Genomic DNA, 14,855 nt, shown 5'->3' with positions numbered 1-14,855 from the left:
ATACTAAACATAAAAATATAACATAAAATAAAGATACCATTCAAAACATAACAAATCTTTATTAATACGTAAAAACACAGTAGTTAATTTACAAAATACAAAATGGTCTATTAATGCTCTAAAAAAGAAATACAACAATCATCTTATATTTTATGCGAAAAATAATTAACTAAAATTACAAAATAACGTGATTTTATTCTTTTCAACAAATAGTTTAAATAGATTGAAATTGCATCAGCTATGGGCTTACAAAAACTATAAAAATGGCCGGCAAAAGCCGGCCAATCCAAATTATTTATTTACCTCTACGTATTGTATGATGGTCTGGTTTTTGGGGTTATAGATCAGAGTACTACTGTTGGGAAATCTTTTCAGCTTATAATACTGAATGCTTTTATCAGTTTTAATATCTTCTAAAAAGCTTGTATCAAAAGTATTATCAGGAAGAAATTTTGAGAGAAGGCTTATTTTACTGATAATGCTTTGCCCATCAATCTTTTTAGCCGTTTTATCTGATTTTCCTTCATTAGAAGTGGGTTGTTTTTCTAAAAAAGGCAACAATACATCAATGTTTGCTTTGTATATAAAAATATAGCCTTCGGTTCCTGTAGGAAGCTTTATTTTCTTTCCTTTTTCTTCTGAAATCATATTACCTCCTGCGTTAGGGAAAACTGTATTGAACTTTGCATCCTCGGAATTAGTAAATGAATTAATAGATTCGTTTACTGTTTTTTTAACAGTCTCTTCTACTGCTTCCTGGGCTTTCTGCTGTACCTTTTCCTTGGTTTCCTGGACCGTCTGATCTATTTTTTCTTCAATTTTATTACATGATACTAATAAAAAAGTGGTCATAACAGGCAAAATATACTTCTTCATAATTCTAAATAATCATTTTCTTTTTATTAATATACTTCTCTTAAACGGAAAAGTAGTCTTCAATATTTTAGCAAAGAAATAAAATATTTTTTCAGTATCAAAAATCCTACTGACAAACTGTTGTCATCATCCACTCATACCTTTGTATCAACAATAACAAACAAAAACGATACATTATGACAACTACAGCAACAGCAACTAAGCAATTCATGACTACTGAGCAGTTATTAAAGGACTGGCAAGGACACAGAAACCTTACAAGAAGAGTGATTGAGGCTTTTCCTGAAAAAGAATTATTTGAATTTTCAATTGGTGGAATGAGACCATTCGCTAAAATGGCAGTAGAACTAATTTCTATTGGAGGTACAGCTTTGAAAGGAATTATTGAGAACAATGTGGAAGCTTATAGTGAAGAAGCTTTTAATCCAAAAACTAAAGAAGAAATTTTGAAAAAATGGGATGAAGAAACTGATGTGATCAACCATTATTTCAGACAAATTACTGAAGAACGTTTCCAAGAGACTTTTAATCTATTTGGACAGTATGAGTTCCCGATATATGAGAATATTCTTTATTTTGTAGATAATGAAATTCATCACCGTGCACAGGGATATGTTTATCTGAGAGCTTTAGGAATTGAACCCCCATTCTTCTGGGAGAGATTTTAATACAAAAACAGATTTATAAACCATTTCATCTATTTGCCAATAAAAGTCAATCTACCTCAGCTGTTTTCGGCTGAGGTTTTTATTGATGCCTTTCCATCATTTTGACAAGCAATTCTCTCATCCTTACCCGAAGGCTTTCCGGTTCAAGGACAGTAGCATAGTCTGCAAAAGTAATGACCCAACGAGGAAATCCGTCACTGATCCATTCTGTTTCAAAAGTAAGTTCCATCCCTTGATCGGTTTCTACTTCTTCAACCAACCCATAATATTTTTTAGAATTGACTAAATGAGCCATTATTTTTTTATCTATCAAAAGTTTCGCTTTCACTTTATTTCCGTGTGACTTTCTGTAGTCATTGATTTGCCCATATTCCTGTAAAAAAGGAATCTGTGTTTTAGAAATCTTTAGAATTCTGTCTATTCTAAACTGCCTGAAGTCTTTTCTCAGTGTACAGTAAGCCATGATATACCAAAAATTGAATTCAAAGAAAATTCCGACTGCTTCAATGGTTCTGTTGGTTACTTTTGAATCTACCGTCTGATATTCAATATTCAGCTGTGTTTTCTCAGCAATGCTTTCCAGAATAATAGGAATTACATTCTTCAGAGAATCTTCCTCTTTCTGCTGCGTATGAAAATTAAAAACATCAATCTGTTTTTCAATATTCTGAATTAAATTCTTATCTGAATGCCTCAACACGGAACGTACCTTTTCCATAGCGGTCTGATAATGATTTCCCAAACTCTGATGGGAAAACTTCTGCATAAGCTTTTCAGCAGTAATGAAGCTCAAAACCTCTTCTTTGGTAAACATCACTGGTGGAAGTTTATAGCCATCCATCAGGGAATATCCGTTTCCTGCTTCTCCAACGATTGGAATTCCTGCATTCTCAAGGGTTTTTACATCCCGATAAATAGTTCTTATGCTGACATCAAATTTTTCTGCCAGATCCTGTGCTCTTACTACAGGTTTAGACTGCAGCTGGGTAAGAATAGCTGTGATGCGGTCGAGTTTTTTTAGATAGTGATCGTTCATGTATTGACAGTTGTTGGCTGAAGATAAGTCAACAAAATTATTAATTTTCTTTAAGAGTATTTACCAGTTTATCGAGATTTAAGCTTCGTGCTGAGGCATCAAAGATCTCACGATAAGTTCCTTCTTTATTGTACAATTCATCATGAGTTCCATTCTCTACTACTCTTCCTTTTTTCATAACGTAGATCATATCAGAATCCAGAATCTGGGATAATGAATGGGAAATAATGATAACAGTTCTTCCCTCTTTTATAGCATCCAGAGAATTTTTGATCTGTTCGGTAGCGATGGCATCCAGACTTGCGGTAGGTTCATCCAGGAATATAATCGGAGGATTCTTCAAAAACAATCTTGCAATCGCAATTCTCTGTTGTTGTCCCCCTGAAAGTTGAGTGGCATCATGCTGGTAACCGGTAGGAAGATCCATAATCTGATCGTGCAGATAGGCTTTTTTAGCTGCATCCTTAATTTCTTCAAGGGTAGCATTCATATTTCCATAGCGGATATTGTCTTCAATACTGCCCTGAAAAATGTGGTTTTTTTGAAGAACTAATCCCAGATCGCTTCTCAGATATGTATTATCAAATTCATTTAAGTTCACCCCATCCAGCAGAATCTCACCTGAATCAGGCAGATAAAATTTACACAGCAAGTTAATGACCGTTGATTTTCCTGCTCCACTTAATCCTACCAATGCTGTCGTTTTTCCATTTTCAATTTTCATGGAAACATTATGTAAGGCCTGGGTTCCGTTGGGGTAACTAAAGTCTACGTTTTTCAGTTCAAAAGTTCCTATAATTTTATTTTCCACAAAGGTTCCATTCGGTTCTGTTTCATGATCAGCATTAAGAATATCAAAATATCCTTCAGCATAGATCATTGCATCATTCATATCATCATAAATCCTGTGCAATTGACGGATTGGTGCTGATACATTGTTGAAAAGCATAATATGAAGCATAATGGCTCCGATAGTCATTTGCTGATCCAATACCAAGTACACTGTTAGAAGAATAATTAAAACGACTCCAAACTGTTCGATGAAAGTTTTTAATCCATCATAAATAAAGTTAGTTTTCCTTGTGAACATCTGGCTTTCCATCAACTGCATCTGCAGATCATATTGTTTTTTTCCTTCAAATTTTTCACGGACAAAACTTTTAATCACCATAATGGAATTCACCAGATTCAAAAGCCCAGAAGTCTTTTTCTCTCTCTGATTTCTCAGCTGCCGGCGTACTCCACTCAGTTTTTTAGCCTGCAGTGAGCTTATGTAAAAATAGATCGGAACAATGATCGTTGAAACCAATCCTACATACACATTCTGCATATACATGATGATAAGGGCAATGATGGCATTGGAAAAAAGCGGAAGAATATCAATGAAAAAATTCTGCACCAGTTTTGTTAAGCTTTCAATTCCACGATCAATCCTGATCTGCAATTTTCCGGATTCGTGATTTTCATCATTAAAGTAAGCCACTCTATAGCTCAAAATTTTGTCAATAGCAGATTGTGCCAGCACAGAACTGACATTGATTCTGATCTTTTCACCATAAAACTTCTGTCCGAAATTGATAAAAATATTCAACAGTTCCTTTCCCAATAAAATAATAGAAATGATGACAAGAATATGAATCCCTTCTGTCATTGGATTAGGAAGATGAGTAAGCTTGGTAACCTCATCTACTGTATACTTCAGTACAATCGGGTTTACCTGTGCTGCCAAAGCTCCAAGAAAAGTTAGAAACAATGTTCCGTAAATCATCGGCCGATAGGGTCTGATGAATGGAACAAGCTGTTTATAAATCCCGAATAAAGTAACTGTTCTGTTGAAAGGTTTAGCCATAGGAATTATTTAAACTGAAAAACGTACCGTTTCGAAGAGAAAAGGTACGTTTTATTATCATGTTCAGCAAATAAATGCTTTATATTTTATCCTTCAAACATATAAGTTGTAAGGTAGTGCAGTTCTTTTCTGCTGGCTTCTTTAGCCTCTGCTTCTGCCTGTTCCAGAGAATATTGGGAATTGATTTCTTTTTTCTGGAAAATAAATGAGTTGTTGGCATTCTTATCTACTACTTCATCAAAGATATGCTTAATTTCAGGGTTTCCTAGGGAGGCAAAACTGATATCTTCAAAACCGTACATCCGTCTCAAATCATCAAACTGACTAAAATTTTCACTAACAAATCCCTGCAGCTGTGCTTTGGAATCAAAGTTACCAGCCCAGATATTATAAGCATATTTCTTCTTTTTAGGCTTATCTAAAATACTTTGATATACGAAGTTTTCACCAAGATAAGCTTCTCTTACCTGTGGATCATTGGCAAGATCTTCCGGAAGTCCTTCTTTAAGGATCTTTCCTTCAAACATAATGTATGTTTTGTTGGTAATTGCAAGCGTCTGCTGTACATTGTGGTCAGTGATCAGGATTCCGATATTTTTATCTACAAGACTTCTTACAATTTTTTGAATATCCTCTACCGCAATCGGGTCTACCCCTGCGAAAGGCTCATCCAGAAGGATAAAGTTCGGACTTGTTGCCAAACAACGGGCAATTTCCGTTCTACGTCTCTCTCCTCCGGAAAGAAGATCTCCTCTGTTTTTACGAACATGCTGTAAAGAAAACTCTTCAACCAGCTCATCACATTTGATCTGCTGTTCGCGTTTTGAAAGTTTTGTCAGCTGCAATACTCCCATAATATTTTCCTCTACAGACAATTTTCTGAAAACGGAAGCTTCCTGTGCCAGATATCCTATACCCTTTTGAGCTCTTCGGTACATTGCATCCGTAGTAATCTCCTGTTTATCCAAGAAAATTTTTCCTGAAGTAGGCTTAACCAACCCTACGATCATATAAAACGATGTCGTTTTTCCTGCTCCGTTCGGACCAAGCAACCCAACAATTTCTCCCTGCTGAACCTGTACAGAAACGCCTTTTACAACTTTTTTAGGACCGTATTCTTTGATTAAGTTTTCTCCTCGTAAAATCATAAGGCAAATATATCAAAAATATAAACTTCACTTATAGGTAAATGTAAACTTGTTGATGTAAAATGTAAACCCACTCACTTCCAATCCATTGTAACTTTTCATGATTTTAAGCTACTTATACAATACAAAATCAGTTATAAATAGTAAGAAATGGAAAATTACGGATATACAAAAACGGAAAATACAGAGAACCAGCAAAACAATATCCCCTATCACTCAGAAAAAAAGATTCCCGCTGCCCTATTAGGAATTCTGGTAGGTTGGCTGGCTTTAAATAAATTTTATCTTGGATACAAAAGAGAAGGTATTATTCAGTTAATCCTGAATGTGGTCACTTGTGGTGCTGCTTCCGTGATTCCTTTTATTGAAGGGATTCTATATCTGTTTATGAGTGATAAACAGTTTGATGATACTTATGTACATGGAAGAAAACCATGGTTATAAAAAACCTGTTCTTTTATTATTTAAAACAACAGAAATACAGAAACTTACATTAATTTCATTTAAAAAGATTCCGGCTGTTCTTATCTGAACAGCCGGTTTTATATTTTAATAATGGGAATATTTCTGCCAAGAGCTCAAGATATTAATCTTTAGAGCTATTTCTTATTCATAAGGTCTTTAATCATTTCCATAAATAACAAAATACTTTGTTTTCTTGATAATCTTTTTCTTTTTCATTACTTCTACAGTAAATGAACTTTTATAAAAACCGTCTTTGAAAAGGATAAATTTCTTTTCATCCACAGCAAATATGTTAGCATCAAGTTTAGAAAGATCAGTCTTCCATTTTGGGTATTCCACATCCATTTCCCAGGATGCCCTGTCTAAATATTTTCCATTGACCACATCCAAAAGCGGAGATCCCGGTAAAAAAATAATATTGGGATACTCCTTTTCAAGATTTTCTGATTCTTTGATGTATTCATATTCTTTTTCAGACATCAGTAATCCGGAAACAGCAGGAATATCTTTTGCAAATACATAACGTGTAGAAAATATACTCTCGGAAAAATAAGGATAATTCAGCCTGATCAGTAAGAAAGAGCTTAAGGAAACCAACCACAGTCCCCAAAAGAAACGGGTCTTATCTTCCAGAAATTTAATCATGAGAATAAAAACAAAAAAAGTAGGGGTATTGGCTCCCCAGGAAATCGTGGAAGTCCAGCCTAAAAACAGCAAAAAGAATACATTTTTCTCATGAGGATTATATTTTAAAAACAATACCGCCAACAGTAAAAATAATGTATTAATCCCGGTATACCCTCCATTATTAAACAACGGATAAATAATCAGAACAGGAAAAAGGATCAGTAAAATATATTCAAAGATTTCTTTCTTAACCTTAATAAAATAAATGGAAACCAAACCAGCAATCAAAAGGGCAGACTGCCATTTGCTTGAGAATAAATAAGGGGCAATACTGCTGTCATAAAAGCTTGATGCTATTGAAGTATTAAAAACAAGATTCCAGAATGCAGCAAAGTTTTCAATAATATGATATTGAAAGAGGGCAAAGATCAGCAATAGAAATGATATCCCCGAAACTATAATATCTTTTCTGATCAATGTTCTTTTTATAAACAGATCTCTGAACACAAACAGAGACAATCCAAAACTGAAAATAAAGAAAGACTGTTTGGTGAGTGCCGTTATTCCTAAAAACACCAAAGTACTCAACAGCCATTTTCTCTTATAAAAATAAAGGGAAATAGCTCCAAAAAAGATTCCGTCTACCGTATGCCACGGCATAATGGGAAATACATGCATAAAACAGATCACAAACAGGAAGCTGATCTCATATCTGATTTTATCAAAAAGAAGCTTCTGAAAAATCAGTGTGGTAGCGAAGCATTGTATTACAAACAGAATCCTGCAGATCAAAATAAAATACGCCGAGGAAGCAGGAATCCATTTCAGAAGGCTATCCCAAAATATCAAAGTAAAAAAAGGACGGATATAATCAAAATCCTTATACATCTCCTGCCCCTGCTGCAGTCGTCCCACTATGGAAGGGATAAAGCCCAGATCAAACTGATCGACACTGTAAATACATACAAAAGAAAGATATATTACGGACAAAATTCCCAGTATATACTGAATGGGTTTTCTATAATGTTCTTTAAAAGTGATATTCATTGGTTTTTAATCTATTTTATTGATGACTGCAATACAAAATATTTTACAATCATTGATCCCGGAAGAATGTAAACAGGCATAAAGACTAGCTTAAAGAAGGTTATCTAGCCCGAAGTATTCAGTCTGAATTTCAAAAAAACGGATGCTGATTTTTTCATATTATGTGTTAAATTTCTGGTGCAATGATAATAAATTTTGACCATTAAAATCAATATTTTTCCAAAAAACCAGTGATAATAAAGACCTTCAAAAAATATTGACATGCCCAACATCGTAGCATTCTACTTAAAAAAGGTATTATCAGGTCTCATTAAAAATTCCTGGAAAAAAAATAGACTGCCTTACTGACAGTCTATTTAAGCTTATTTGGATTTCTCTTATTTGTTCAAAATCATAGCAGCTTCTTTAGCAAAATAAGTGAAGATCATATCTGCACCAGCTCTTTTGAAACAGGTAAGACTTTCGATGATTGTCTTATCATTATCCAGCCAGCCGTTTTGAACAGCAGCTTTTACCATTGCATATTCACCGCTTACGTTATAAACGGCAATTGGAAGATCAATCGCTTCACGTACTTTAGAAACGATATCCAGATAAGGAAGTCCCGGTTTGATCATGATCACATCAGCCCCTTCATCAATATCTTTAAATACTTCATTCATGGCTTCACGTGAATTATGATAATCCATCTGATAGGTCTTTTTATCCTTCGGAATTTCCATATCGTCTTTTGGAGCACTGTCTAAAGCACTTCTGAAAGGTCCATAGAAAGAGCTTGCATATTTTGCAGCATAACTTACGATTCCTACATCTGCAAATCCGCTTTCTTCCAATGCTTCACGGATCACCTGTACTCTGCCATCCATCATGTCACTTGGAGCTACAAGATCAGCTCCTGCCTCGGCATGAGAAACTGACATTCTTGCCAACGCATCATTGGTAGCGTCATTTAAAATTTTTCCGTTTTCAATAATTCCGTCGTGTCCGTAGATTGAATAAGGATCTAATGCTACATCAGGCATTACAATCATTCCCGGAACTGCATCTTTGATCGCTTTGATCGTATTCTGCATCAATCCGTTTTTGTTCCATGCTTCTTTTCCGGTATTGTCTTTCACATTTTCGGACACCTTCATGTACAAATTGACAGCTTTTACACCTAAAGAAAATAATTCCTTACATTCTTTCACTGTTAAATCTATGCTTCGCCTAAAAATTCCCGGCATCGACGGGATCGGTTCCTGCATGTTTTCGCCCTCCATTACGAAGATCGGCATTACAAAATCATCAGTTGTAAGCACATTTTCTCTTACCAAACTTCTGATAGATTCATTAACTCTAAGTCTTCTATTTCTTGAATGTATCATTTTGGAATACTTTTTGAATAAGTTTCTACAAATTTACTATAAGTTCTATAAAAAACTATTGTAAGAGATTATAGAATTTGTTATATTTGTTATATATATTCGAGAAATTATAAATTTGATGAAAAAACTTTTACTTTTAATTCTATTTGTAGGCACTTTTGTTGGATTTTCCAACAATTTACAAGCTCAGCTTAGAGAGCCGGGTTCCATCACTCAGAAGGCAGATGATGGTGTTTTGCTTGCCTATCCAAATCCTGCAAAGGATTTCCTTATCATTAAGGCAAAGGATTCTTCTTTAAGAATCAAAAGTGTGACTTTTTATTCTATTTTGGGTATGCAGGTTGCCAATTATACCGTCAATATGAACTCCGGAGAGATTAATATTGAAAAATTAAAACCCGGTAAATATTTGATCCGTTATATTTTGAGCGACAATACGCAGAAAGTTACTCAAATCGTAAAACAATAAATTAAGATCCTGATAATCATCAGGATTTTTTCTTTTATAACAATCTCTTTTAATATTTCCGTAACTTTAAAGACTTTTTTATACTAATTGTAAAAAACAACTTAATGCTAAGAGCTGAACATATTAAAAAGACCTATAATGCCGGAAAAAAGGTCGCACTGGATGATTTCAGCATCCATGTTCCCAAAGGCAGTATTTATGGACTTTTAGGTCCCAATGGCGCCGGAAAAACTTCATTCATCCGTATCATTAACCAAATTACCCAAGCTGACTCCGGAGAGATCTTAATCAACGGAGAAAAACTGAACCCAAGTCACATCAAAGATATTGGTTATATGCCTGAAGAAAGAGGGCTTTACAAAAACATGAGCGTGGGCGATCAGATCCTCTATTTCGGAGAACTGAAAGGGATGAGTAAAAATGATGCCCTGAATGAAGCTAAAAAATGGTTTGAAAAGCTGAACATCGATCAATGGTGGAAGAAAAAGCTTTCTGAACTGTCTAAAGGAATGGCACAAAAGATTCAGTTTGTGGTAACGGTACTTCACAGGCCCCATCTTTTAATCCTTGATGAGCCTTTCTCAGGCTTCGATCCTGTAAATGCCAACTTAATCAAAGACCAGATCATTGATCTTAAAAATAATGGAACCACTATCATTCTTTCTACTCACAGAATGGAAAGTGTGGAAGAAATGTGTGACTATGTAGCATTAATTAATAATTCCAAGAAGATTATTGACGGGAGAGTTTTTGACGTAAGAGAAAAATTCAAGAAAAATATTTTCGGAATTACGCTTTCTGAAGTCAACAATGAACAATTGGAAAGCTTTAGAAATAAATATGAGATCTTCAATTTTTCTAATGAAAACAGCCTGATTTCTTTTGATCTGAAAAACGAAAGTGAGCAAAACAATATCCTTCTTGATCTTGTGCATGTAGGAAAAGTAAGATCTTTTGACGAGAGAATACCTAGTATGAATGAAGTGTTTATTAATGCTGTAAGTAACCATTCTTAATTTTATGAATAATATTTTTTTAATTACAAAAAGAGAGTTTCTTACGCAGGTTAAGAAAAAATCCTTTATCATATTGACCTTATTGGCACCTGTTATGATCATTGCTTTTGGAGCAGTAATCGGATTGATGTTTAAAGCCAATGAATCCCACAGTGTTATTGAAGTTGTTGACAAAAGCGGTTTATTCATCAATCAGCTGAAGTCTAATGATAAACTGAACTATGTATTCGTTTCTGCTGCGGATGAAAAGTCTAAGATCAATAACTTAAAGGGAAATGAATCTCTGGATGGAATCCTTATTTTACCTGAATTAAAAGGGCAGAACTATGAAGAGCTTGAAACAGGCACAAGACTGGTTATCAACAGTAAAATGGGTTTTGATACCAAGCAGAAAATTGTTTCCGATATTGCTAATGTAGTTAAAAAGGAAAAAATCAAGCAACTTGGAATCCAGGAAACCCAACTTAATGACCTTGATAAAAGTTTCAGCTTAAAGACAATTAATGTTGCTGATAATAACAAGGAAGATTCTGACCTTACCTTTGGTGTTAAATCAGGCCTTAGTATGGTTTTGATGTACGTCACCTTCATGTTCATCATTATCTATGGAGTAAGAGTAATGCGAAGTGTTCTGGAAGAAAAGAACAACCGTGTTGTGGAGATTATCATTTCTTCTGTAAAGCCTTTTGAGCTGATGATGGGAAAAATCCTTGGGGTAACAATGGTTGCTCTTACTCAGTTTCTGATCTGGATCACCATGTCTGTTATCGGAGCCTTGGTTTTAAATACGGGGTTTTCTCCTCTTCAACAGGCTGTTCCTGGTGGAAGTGAACAAATTACAAGTAAGCTTGATATGACACAGCTTGCCACTCAGATTTCCCACAGCCTACTGGAACTGAATTTTCCTTTGATTATTTTTGTATTCATTGTTTTCTTCCTTTTAGGATATATTTTCTACAGCTCAATTTATGCAGCTATTGGTTCGGCAGTGGATAATGAAACAGAAACCCAGCAGTTCACTTTATTTGCGATCTTACCCCTAACTTTAGGAATGTACGGCAGCTTCTCATTGATGAACAATCCTGACGGTCCGTTAGGCTTCTGGTTATCTATTATCCCTTTTACCTCACCGGTTGCCATGATTGCAAGAATACCTTTCGGAGTTCCCGCATGGCAGATTGCTTTATCTATTGTATTGCTATTGGTCACAACTGTATTTATGATATTCCTTGCAGGAAAGATTTATCGTGTAGGAATTTTAATGTATGGTAATAAGGCTACCCTGAAGGAGCTTTGGAAATGGATTAAAGGTTAATCTTCACACAGGAAGCTGATAAAAATAAAAACTTAAAAGAGCAAATTTGCAAGTATGCGAATTTGCTCTTTTTATTTTTAAACATGAAAAGAATATTGTTGGCAAAAGGGTTTCGCCTGAATTCAGCTTGGATGACAAACTATTATCTGTATTGGGAAGTTTAGATTTGATGCAAAGTTCCAGGATTCTGATGTATTATTTTAGGAGGCAAAGGCGGAATCAATGAAATTGATTCTTTCTAAGTGAGCAGCCAAACTATTATATTATACTTGATTTATTTTCTGCATTTAATTCAAAAAAAATCCCGGAAAAGTATTTCCGGGATTTCTTATTTATATTCTGAATAAAATGTTTTATTTGAATATATAGCTTAAGGTAAGAGCTATCACCTGTTCAGATTTTTTCTTATCAGATCCGCCTCTTTCTTTGACAAGATTCGGATAAGTATCTGAAAGACCTAAGTCATATTTCAAAGCTATTTCAAGTTGTCTCTTATAGCTATATCCTACTCCCAGTCCTATTCCCCAGTTAAAGCTATTGGCTTTACCATTTACACCCGCAGGTTGTGAAGGGTCAGTAACATCTGGATCATAATAAGGTCTTTTTGCAGGGACGTCTTTAACATTTTGGTTCATCAAAAAGTTAAATCTAGGCCCTAATAATCCAAAGAATTCAGATTCTGCTTCTGAAAAATACCCTTTGAAATAAAGTGGCACACTCAGATAGTTATTGGCATATAATGCATTATAACCATCAATATTCTTAGCATCACTGTCTTTACCGGTTTCTCCCGCCCCATAGTATAAAACTTCAGGCTGGATATAAAACTGGTTTGTCTTTCCTACAGGAATTAAAGCCAAAGCTCCACCCTGGAAAGTATATCTTGGCCCGGAGGGATTATGGGCATTAGATACTCTGGAATAGTTTAAACCTGCCGTAACCCCAAATCTTGTATTTTTCCATTGCACTTGTGCAAAGGATAAAGCTGAGAGGGTTAAAGCTGAGGCCAATAAAAGTTTTTTCATATTATTTGGTTTTGTATTATCCTAGAATTTTAGCTACAGTAGCACCGATATCAGCAGGAGAATCAACAACATTGATACCGTTCTCTCTCATGATTTCCATCTTAGCCTGAGCTGTATCTTCTGCACCACCTACGATAGCACCAGCGTGTCCCATTGTTCTTCCTTTTGGAGCTGTCTGTCCAGCGATAAATCCTACAACCGGCTTAGTAGATCCACTAGCTTTGTACCATCTAGCAGCTTCTGCTTCAAGTCCACCACCGATTTCACCGATCATTACAACAGCTTCAGTTTCAGGATCATTGATAAATAATTCAAGAGCTTCTCTTGTAGTAGTTCCGATAATTGGGTCACCACCGATACCAATCGCCGTAGAAATACCGTAACCTGCTCTTACTACCTGATCAGCAGCTTCGTAAGTAAGGGTACCTGATTTTGAAACGATACCTACTTTACCTTTTTTGAAAACGAAACCTGGCATAATACCAATTTTAGCTTCTTCAGAAGTAATGATTCCAGGGCAGTTTGGTCCGATTAATCTGCAGTCTCTGTCAGCAATATAAGATTTTACTTTTACCATATCAGCTACAGGAATACCTTCAGTAATACATACAATTACTTTAATTCCTGCTTCAGCAGCTTCCATGATTGCGTCTGCTGCAAATGCCGGTGGTACGAAAATGATACTTACGTTTGCTCCTGCTTTTTCAACAGCATCAGCTACTGTGTTGAATACCGGTTTTCCTAAGTGCTCGCTTCCTCCTTTTCCTGGAGTAACACCACCTACTACATTTGTTCCGTATTCAATCATCTGACCAGCGTGGAAAGTTCCTTCGTTCCCTGTAAATCCTTGTACAATTACTTTAGAATCTTTGTTTACTAAAATTGACATTTTATTGTTGTTTTAATTTATTTATTATTTTATTAATGCTCACAAATTTACTCAAATTTCTTTGATTTTGGATAAAACCTTTGGAATTGTTTATTTGAGATTTCTCAGTTTTACTTCTTTTTTCAGATATGTTTTGAAATCTTCAGCAAACATTCCGATATAGGTTCCTTTTTCAAGGTCTCTGTTCACTCCGGTTTTCCCTAAAAGTACAGATCCGCTCTCTATTTTATTCCCTGAAGCGATACCAACCTGTCCCCATAAAGTTACTTCATCTCCAATTACACAGCAACCGGCAATTCCAACCTGAGAAGCGATCAGACATTTTTTTCCAATCACAGTGTCATGTCCTATCTGAATCTGATTATCCAACACTGAACCTTCACCAATAATTGTAGAATCTGTAACCCCTCTGTCAATAGTACAGCCATTACCTATTTCCACATTATTTTCGATCACCACGTTTCCTACAGAAATTAAACGGTCAAAATTTCCATTTAGTTTTCTGTAATAGAAAGCATCACCTCCCAATACGGTATTGGACTGGATGATTACGTTATCACCAATTACGGATCTGTCGCCGATCACAACATTCGGGAAAATTAAGGTATTTTTTCCAATTTTCACATTGTTTCCAATGACTGCTGAAGAGTGAATTTTTGTTCCTTCTCCAATTTCTACATCATGAAGTTCTTCTGTGAAATTATAGATTCTTGTAAAATGAGTATTGATCTTATTAAAGTCCCTGAACGGGTCATCAGAGACCAGAAGAGCCTTTCCTTCGGGACATTCTACTTCTTTATCAATCAAGATAATAGTTGCAGCAGAATTTAGTGCCTTATCATAGTATTTGGGATGATTAACGAATACAATTTCTCCCGGTTTTACCATGTGAATTTCATTGGACCCCAGAACTTCGAAGTCTTCAGGGCCAATAAATTTTGAGCCAATTAAATCTGCAATCGTTTTAAGCTTTTGCGGAGAATGGAATCTCATAATAATAGATTTTCTTATAAAACAAAATTCGGACTGCTAATGCAAACCGAATTTATGTAAATTTT

General features: G+C 35.2%; 13 protein-coding genes and 1 pseudogene. 5 read left to right on the top strand and 9 right to left on the bottom strand.

The genetic code is table 11. The features are described from left to right. Window positions 1-291: 291 nt before the first annotated feature. A complete protein-coding gene (locus tag WH267_RS13030; protein WP_340008776.1) occupies window positions 292-876 on the bottom strand; it encodes a hypothetical protein in 585 nt (194 codons plus the stop codon). Window positions 877-1,052: 176 nt separating this feature from the next. On the opposite strand from WH267_RS13030, the gene WH267_RS13025 reads away from it, so the two are divergent. Beyond that, window positions 1,053-1,544, top strand: coding sequence for a DinB family protein (locus WH267_RS13025; protein ID WP_123318102.1), 492 nt, complete (start codon window positions 1,053-1,055; stop codon window positions 1,542-1,544). 79 nt (window positions 1,545-1,623) lie between these two features. Here the strand turns inward: WH267_RS13025 and WH267_RS13020 are convergent, their stop codons facing one another. From WH267_RS13020 to lptB, 3 genes and pseudogenes are all read right to left on the bottom strand, one after another. Continuing rightward, window positions 1,624-2,580, bottom strand: coding sequence for a helix-turn-helix transcriptional regulator (locus tag WH267_RS13020; RefSeq protein ID WP_340008773.1), 957 nt, complete (start codon window positions 2,578-2,580; stop codon window positions 1,624-1,626). Window positions 2,581-2,620: 40 nt separating this feature from the next. Beyond that, window positions 2,621-4,348, bottom strand: coding sequence for an ABC transporter ATP-binding protein (locus tag WH267_RS13015; RefSeq protein ID WP_340008781.1), 1,728 nt, complete (start codon window positions 4,346-4,348; stop codon window positions 2,621-2,623). Window positions 4,349-4,851: 503 nt separating this feature from the next. Then, window positions 4,852-5,577 (bottom strand): annotated as a pseudogene (gene lptB / locus WH267_RS13010) (LPS export ABC transporter ATP-binding protein); the annotation flags it as partial. Between the two features lie 150 nt (window positions 5,578-5,727). Here lptB and WH267_RS13005 point away from each other — a divergent pair. After that, window positions 5,728-6,021 (top strand): TM2 domain-containing protein, encoded by a 294-nt coding sequence (locus WH267_RS13005; protein WP_340008771.1) that lies wholly within the window; start codon window positions 5,728-5,730, stop codon window positions 6,019-6,021. A gap of 177 nt (window positions 6,022-6,198) precedes the next feature. Here the strand turns inward: WH267_RS13005 and WH267_RS13000 are convergent, their stop codons facing one another. Together WH267_RS13000 and hemB are read right to left on the bottom strand one after the other, a co-directional pair. Beyond that, window positions 6,199-7,716 carry a hypothetical protein gene (locus WH267_RS13000; RefSeq protein WP_340008769.1) on the bottom strand — a complete coding sequence of 506 codons (1,518 nt, stop codon included), beginning with the start codon at window positions 7,714-7,716 and terminating at the stop codon, window positions 6,199-6,201. Window positions 7,717-8,093: 377 nt separating this feature from the next. Further along, a complete protein-coding gene (gene hemB, locus WH267_RS12995; protein WP_115973960.1) occupies window positions 8,094-9,083 on the bottom strand; it encodes a porphobilinogen synthase in 990 nt (329 codons plus the stop codon). A 118-nt stretch (window positions 9,084-9,201) separates the two neighbouring features. On the opposite strand from hemB, the gene WH267_RS12990 reads away from it, so the two are divergent. The 3 genes from WH267_RS12990 to WH267_RS12980 all read left to right on the top strand — a co-directional run bounded on the left by WH267_RS12990 (window position 9,202) and on the right by WH267_RS12980 (window position 11,883). Then, the gene (locus WH267_RS12990) at window positions 9,202-9,552 is read left to right on the top strand and encodes a T9SS type A sorting domain-containing protein (RefSeq protein WP_115973959.1); all 351 of its coding nucleotides are present in this window, start codon (window positions 9,202-9,204) and stop codon (window positions 9,550-9,552) included. Window positions 9,553-9,656: 104 nt separating this feature from the next. Then, window positions 9,657-10,568: an ABC transporter ATP-binding protein gene (locus WH267_RS12985; RefSeq protein ID WP_340008764.1), complete on the top strand. Its 912-nt coding sequence runs from the start codon at window positions 9,657-9,659 to the stop codon at window positions 10,566-10,568. Window positions 10,569-10,572: 4 nt separating this feature from the next. Beyond that, on the top strand, window positions 10,573-11,883 hold the full coding sequence (locus tag WH267_RS12980; RefSeq protein ID WP_123318098.1) for an ABC transporter permease: 1,311 nt from the start codon (window positions 10,573-10,575) through the stop codon (window positions 11,881-11,883). 353 nt (window positions 11,884-12,236) lie between these two features. Here WH267_RS12980 and WH267_RS12975 read toward each other — a convergent pair whose 3' ends face one another. From WH267_RS12975 to WH267_RS12965, 3 genes are all read right to left on the bottom strand, one after another. Beyond that, window positions 12,237-12,908, bottom strand: coding sequence for a porin family protein (locus tag WH267_RS12975; RefSeq protein WP_123318097.1), 672 nt, complete (start codon window positions 12,906-12,908; stop codon window positions 12,237-12,239). A gap of 16 nt (window positions 12,909-12,924) precedes the next feature. After that, window positions 12,925-13,797 (bottom strand): succinate--CoA ligase subunit alpha, encoded by an 873-nt coding sequence (sucD, locus tag WH267_RS12970; protein ID WP_002977143.1) that lies wholly within the window; start codon window positions 13,795-13,797, stop codon window positions 12,925-12,927. Between the two features lie 90 nt (window positions 13,798-13,887). Further along, on the bottom strand, window positions 13,888-14,790 hold the full coding sequence (locus WH267_RS12965) for a UDP-3-O-(3-hydroxymyristoyl)glucosamine N-acyltransferase (protein WP_123318096.1): 903 nt from the start codon (window positions 14,788-14,790) through the stop codon (window positions 13,888-13,890). Window positions 14,791-14,855 lie beyond the last annotated feature (65 nt).

It is taken from the genome of Chryseobacterium sp. MYb328, assembly GCF_037572595.1.
GTDB classification, from domain to species: Bacteria; Bacteroidota; Bacteroidia; order Flavobacteriales; family Weeksellaceae; genus Chryseobacterium; species Chryseobacterium pennae.
This window is presented reverse-complemented; position numbering and strand designations above follow the sequence as displayed.

Excerpts from the sequence above, each read along its gene's own strand:
- WH267_RS13030 (WP_340008776.1), bottom strand. The coding sequence starts at position 876 with ATGAAGAAGTATATTTTGCCTGTTATGACCACTTTTTTATTAGTATCA.
- WH267_RS13025 (WP_123318102.1), top strand. The coding sequence starts at position 1,053 with ATGACAACTACAGCAACAGCAACTAAGCAATTCATGACTACTGAGCAG.
- WH267_RS13020 (WP_340008773.1), bottom strand. The coding sequence starts at position 2,580 with ATGAACGATCACTATCTAAAAAAACTCGACCGCATCACAGCTATTCTT.
- WH267_RS13015 (WP_340008781.1), bottom strand. The coding sequence starts at position 4,348 with ATGATTTACGGAACATTGTTTCTAACTTTTCTTGGAGCTTTGGCAGCA.
- WH267_RS13005 (WP_340008771.1), top strand. The coding sequence starts at position 5,728 with ATGGAAAATTACGGATATACAAAAACGGAAAATACAGAGAACCAGCAA.
- WH267_RS13000 (WP_340008769.1), bottom strand. The coding sequence starts at position 7,716 with ATGAATATCACTTTTAAAGAACATTATAGAAAACCCATTCAGTATATA.
- hemB (WP_115973960.1), bottom strand. The coding sequence starts at position 9,083 with ATGATACATTCAAGAAATAGAAGACTTAGAGTTAATGAATCTATCAGA.
- WH267_RS12990 (WP_115973959.1), top strand. The coding sequence starts at position 9,202 with ATGAAAAAACTTTTACTTTTAATTCTATTTGTAGGCACTTTTGTTGGA.
- WH267_RS12985 (WP_340008764.1), top strand. The coding sequence starts at position 9,657 with ATGCTAAGAGCTGAACATATTAAAAAGACCTATAATGCCGGAAAAAAG.
- WH267_RS12980 (WP_123318098.1), top strand. The coding sequence starts at position 10,573 with ATGAATAATATTTTTTTAATTACAAAAAGAGAGTTTCTTACGCAGGTT.
- WH267_RS12975 (WP_123318097.1), bottom strand. The coding sequence starts at position 12,908 with ATGAAAAAACTTTTATTGGCCTCAGCTTTAACCCTCTCAGCTTTATCC.
- sucD (WP_002977143.1), bottom strand. The coding sequence starts at position 13,797 with ATGTCAATTTTAGTAAACAAAGATTCTAAAGTAATTGTACAAGGATTT.
- WH267_RS12965 (WP_123318096.1), bottom strand. The coding sequence starts at position 14,790 with ATGAGATTCCATTCTCCGCAAAAGCTTAAAACGATTGCAGATTTAATT.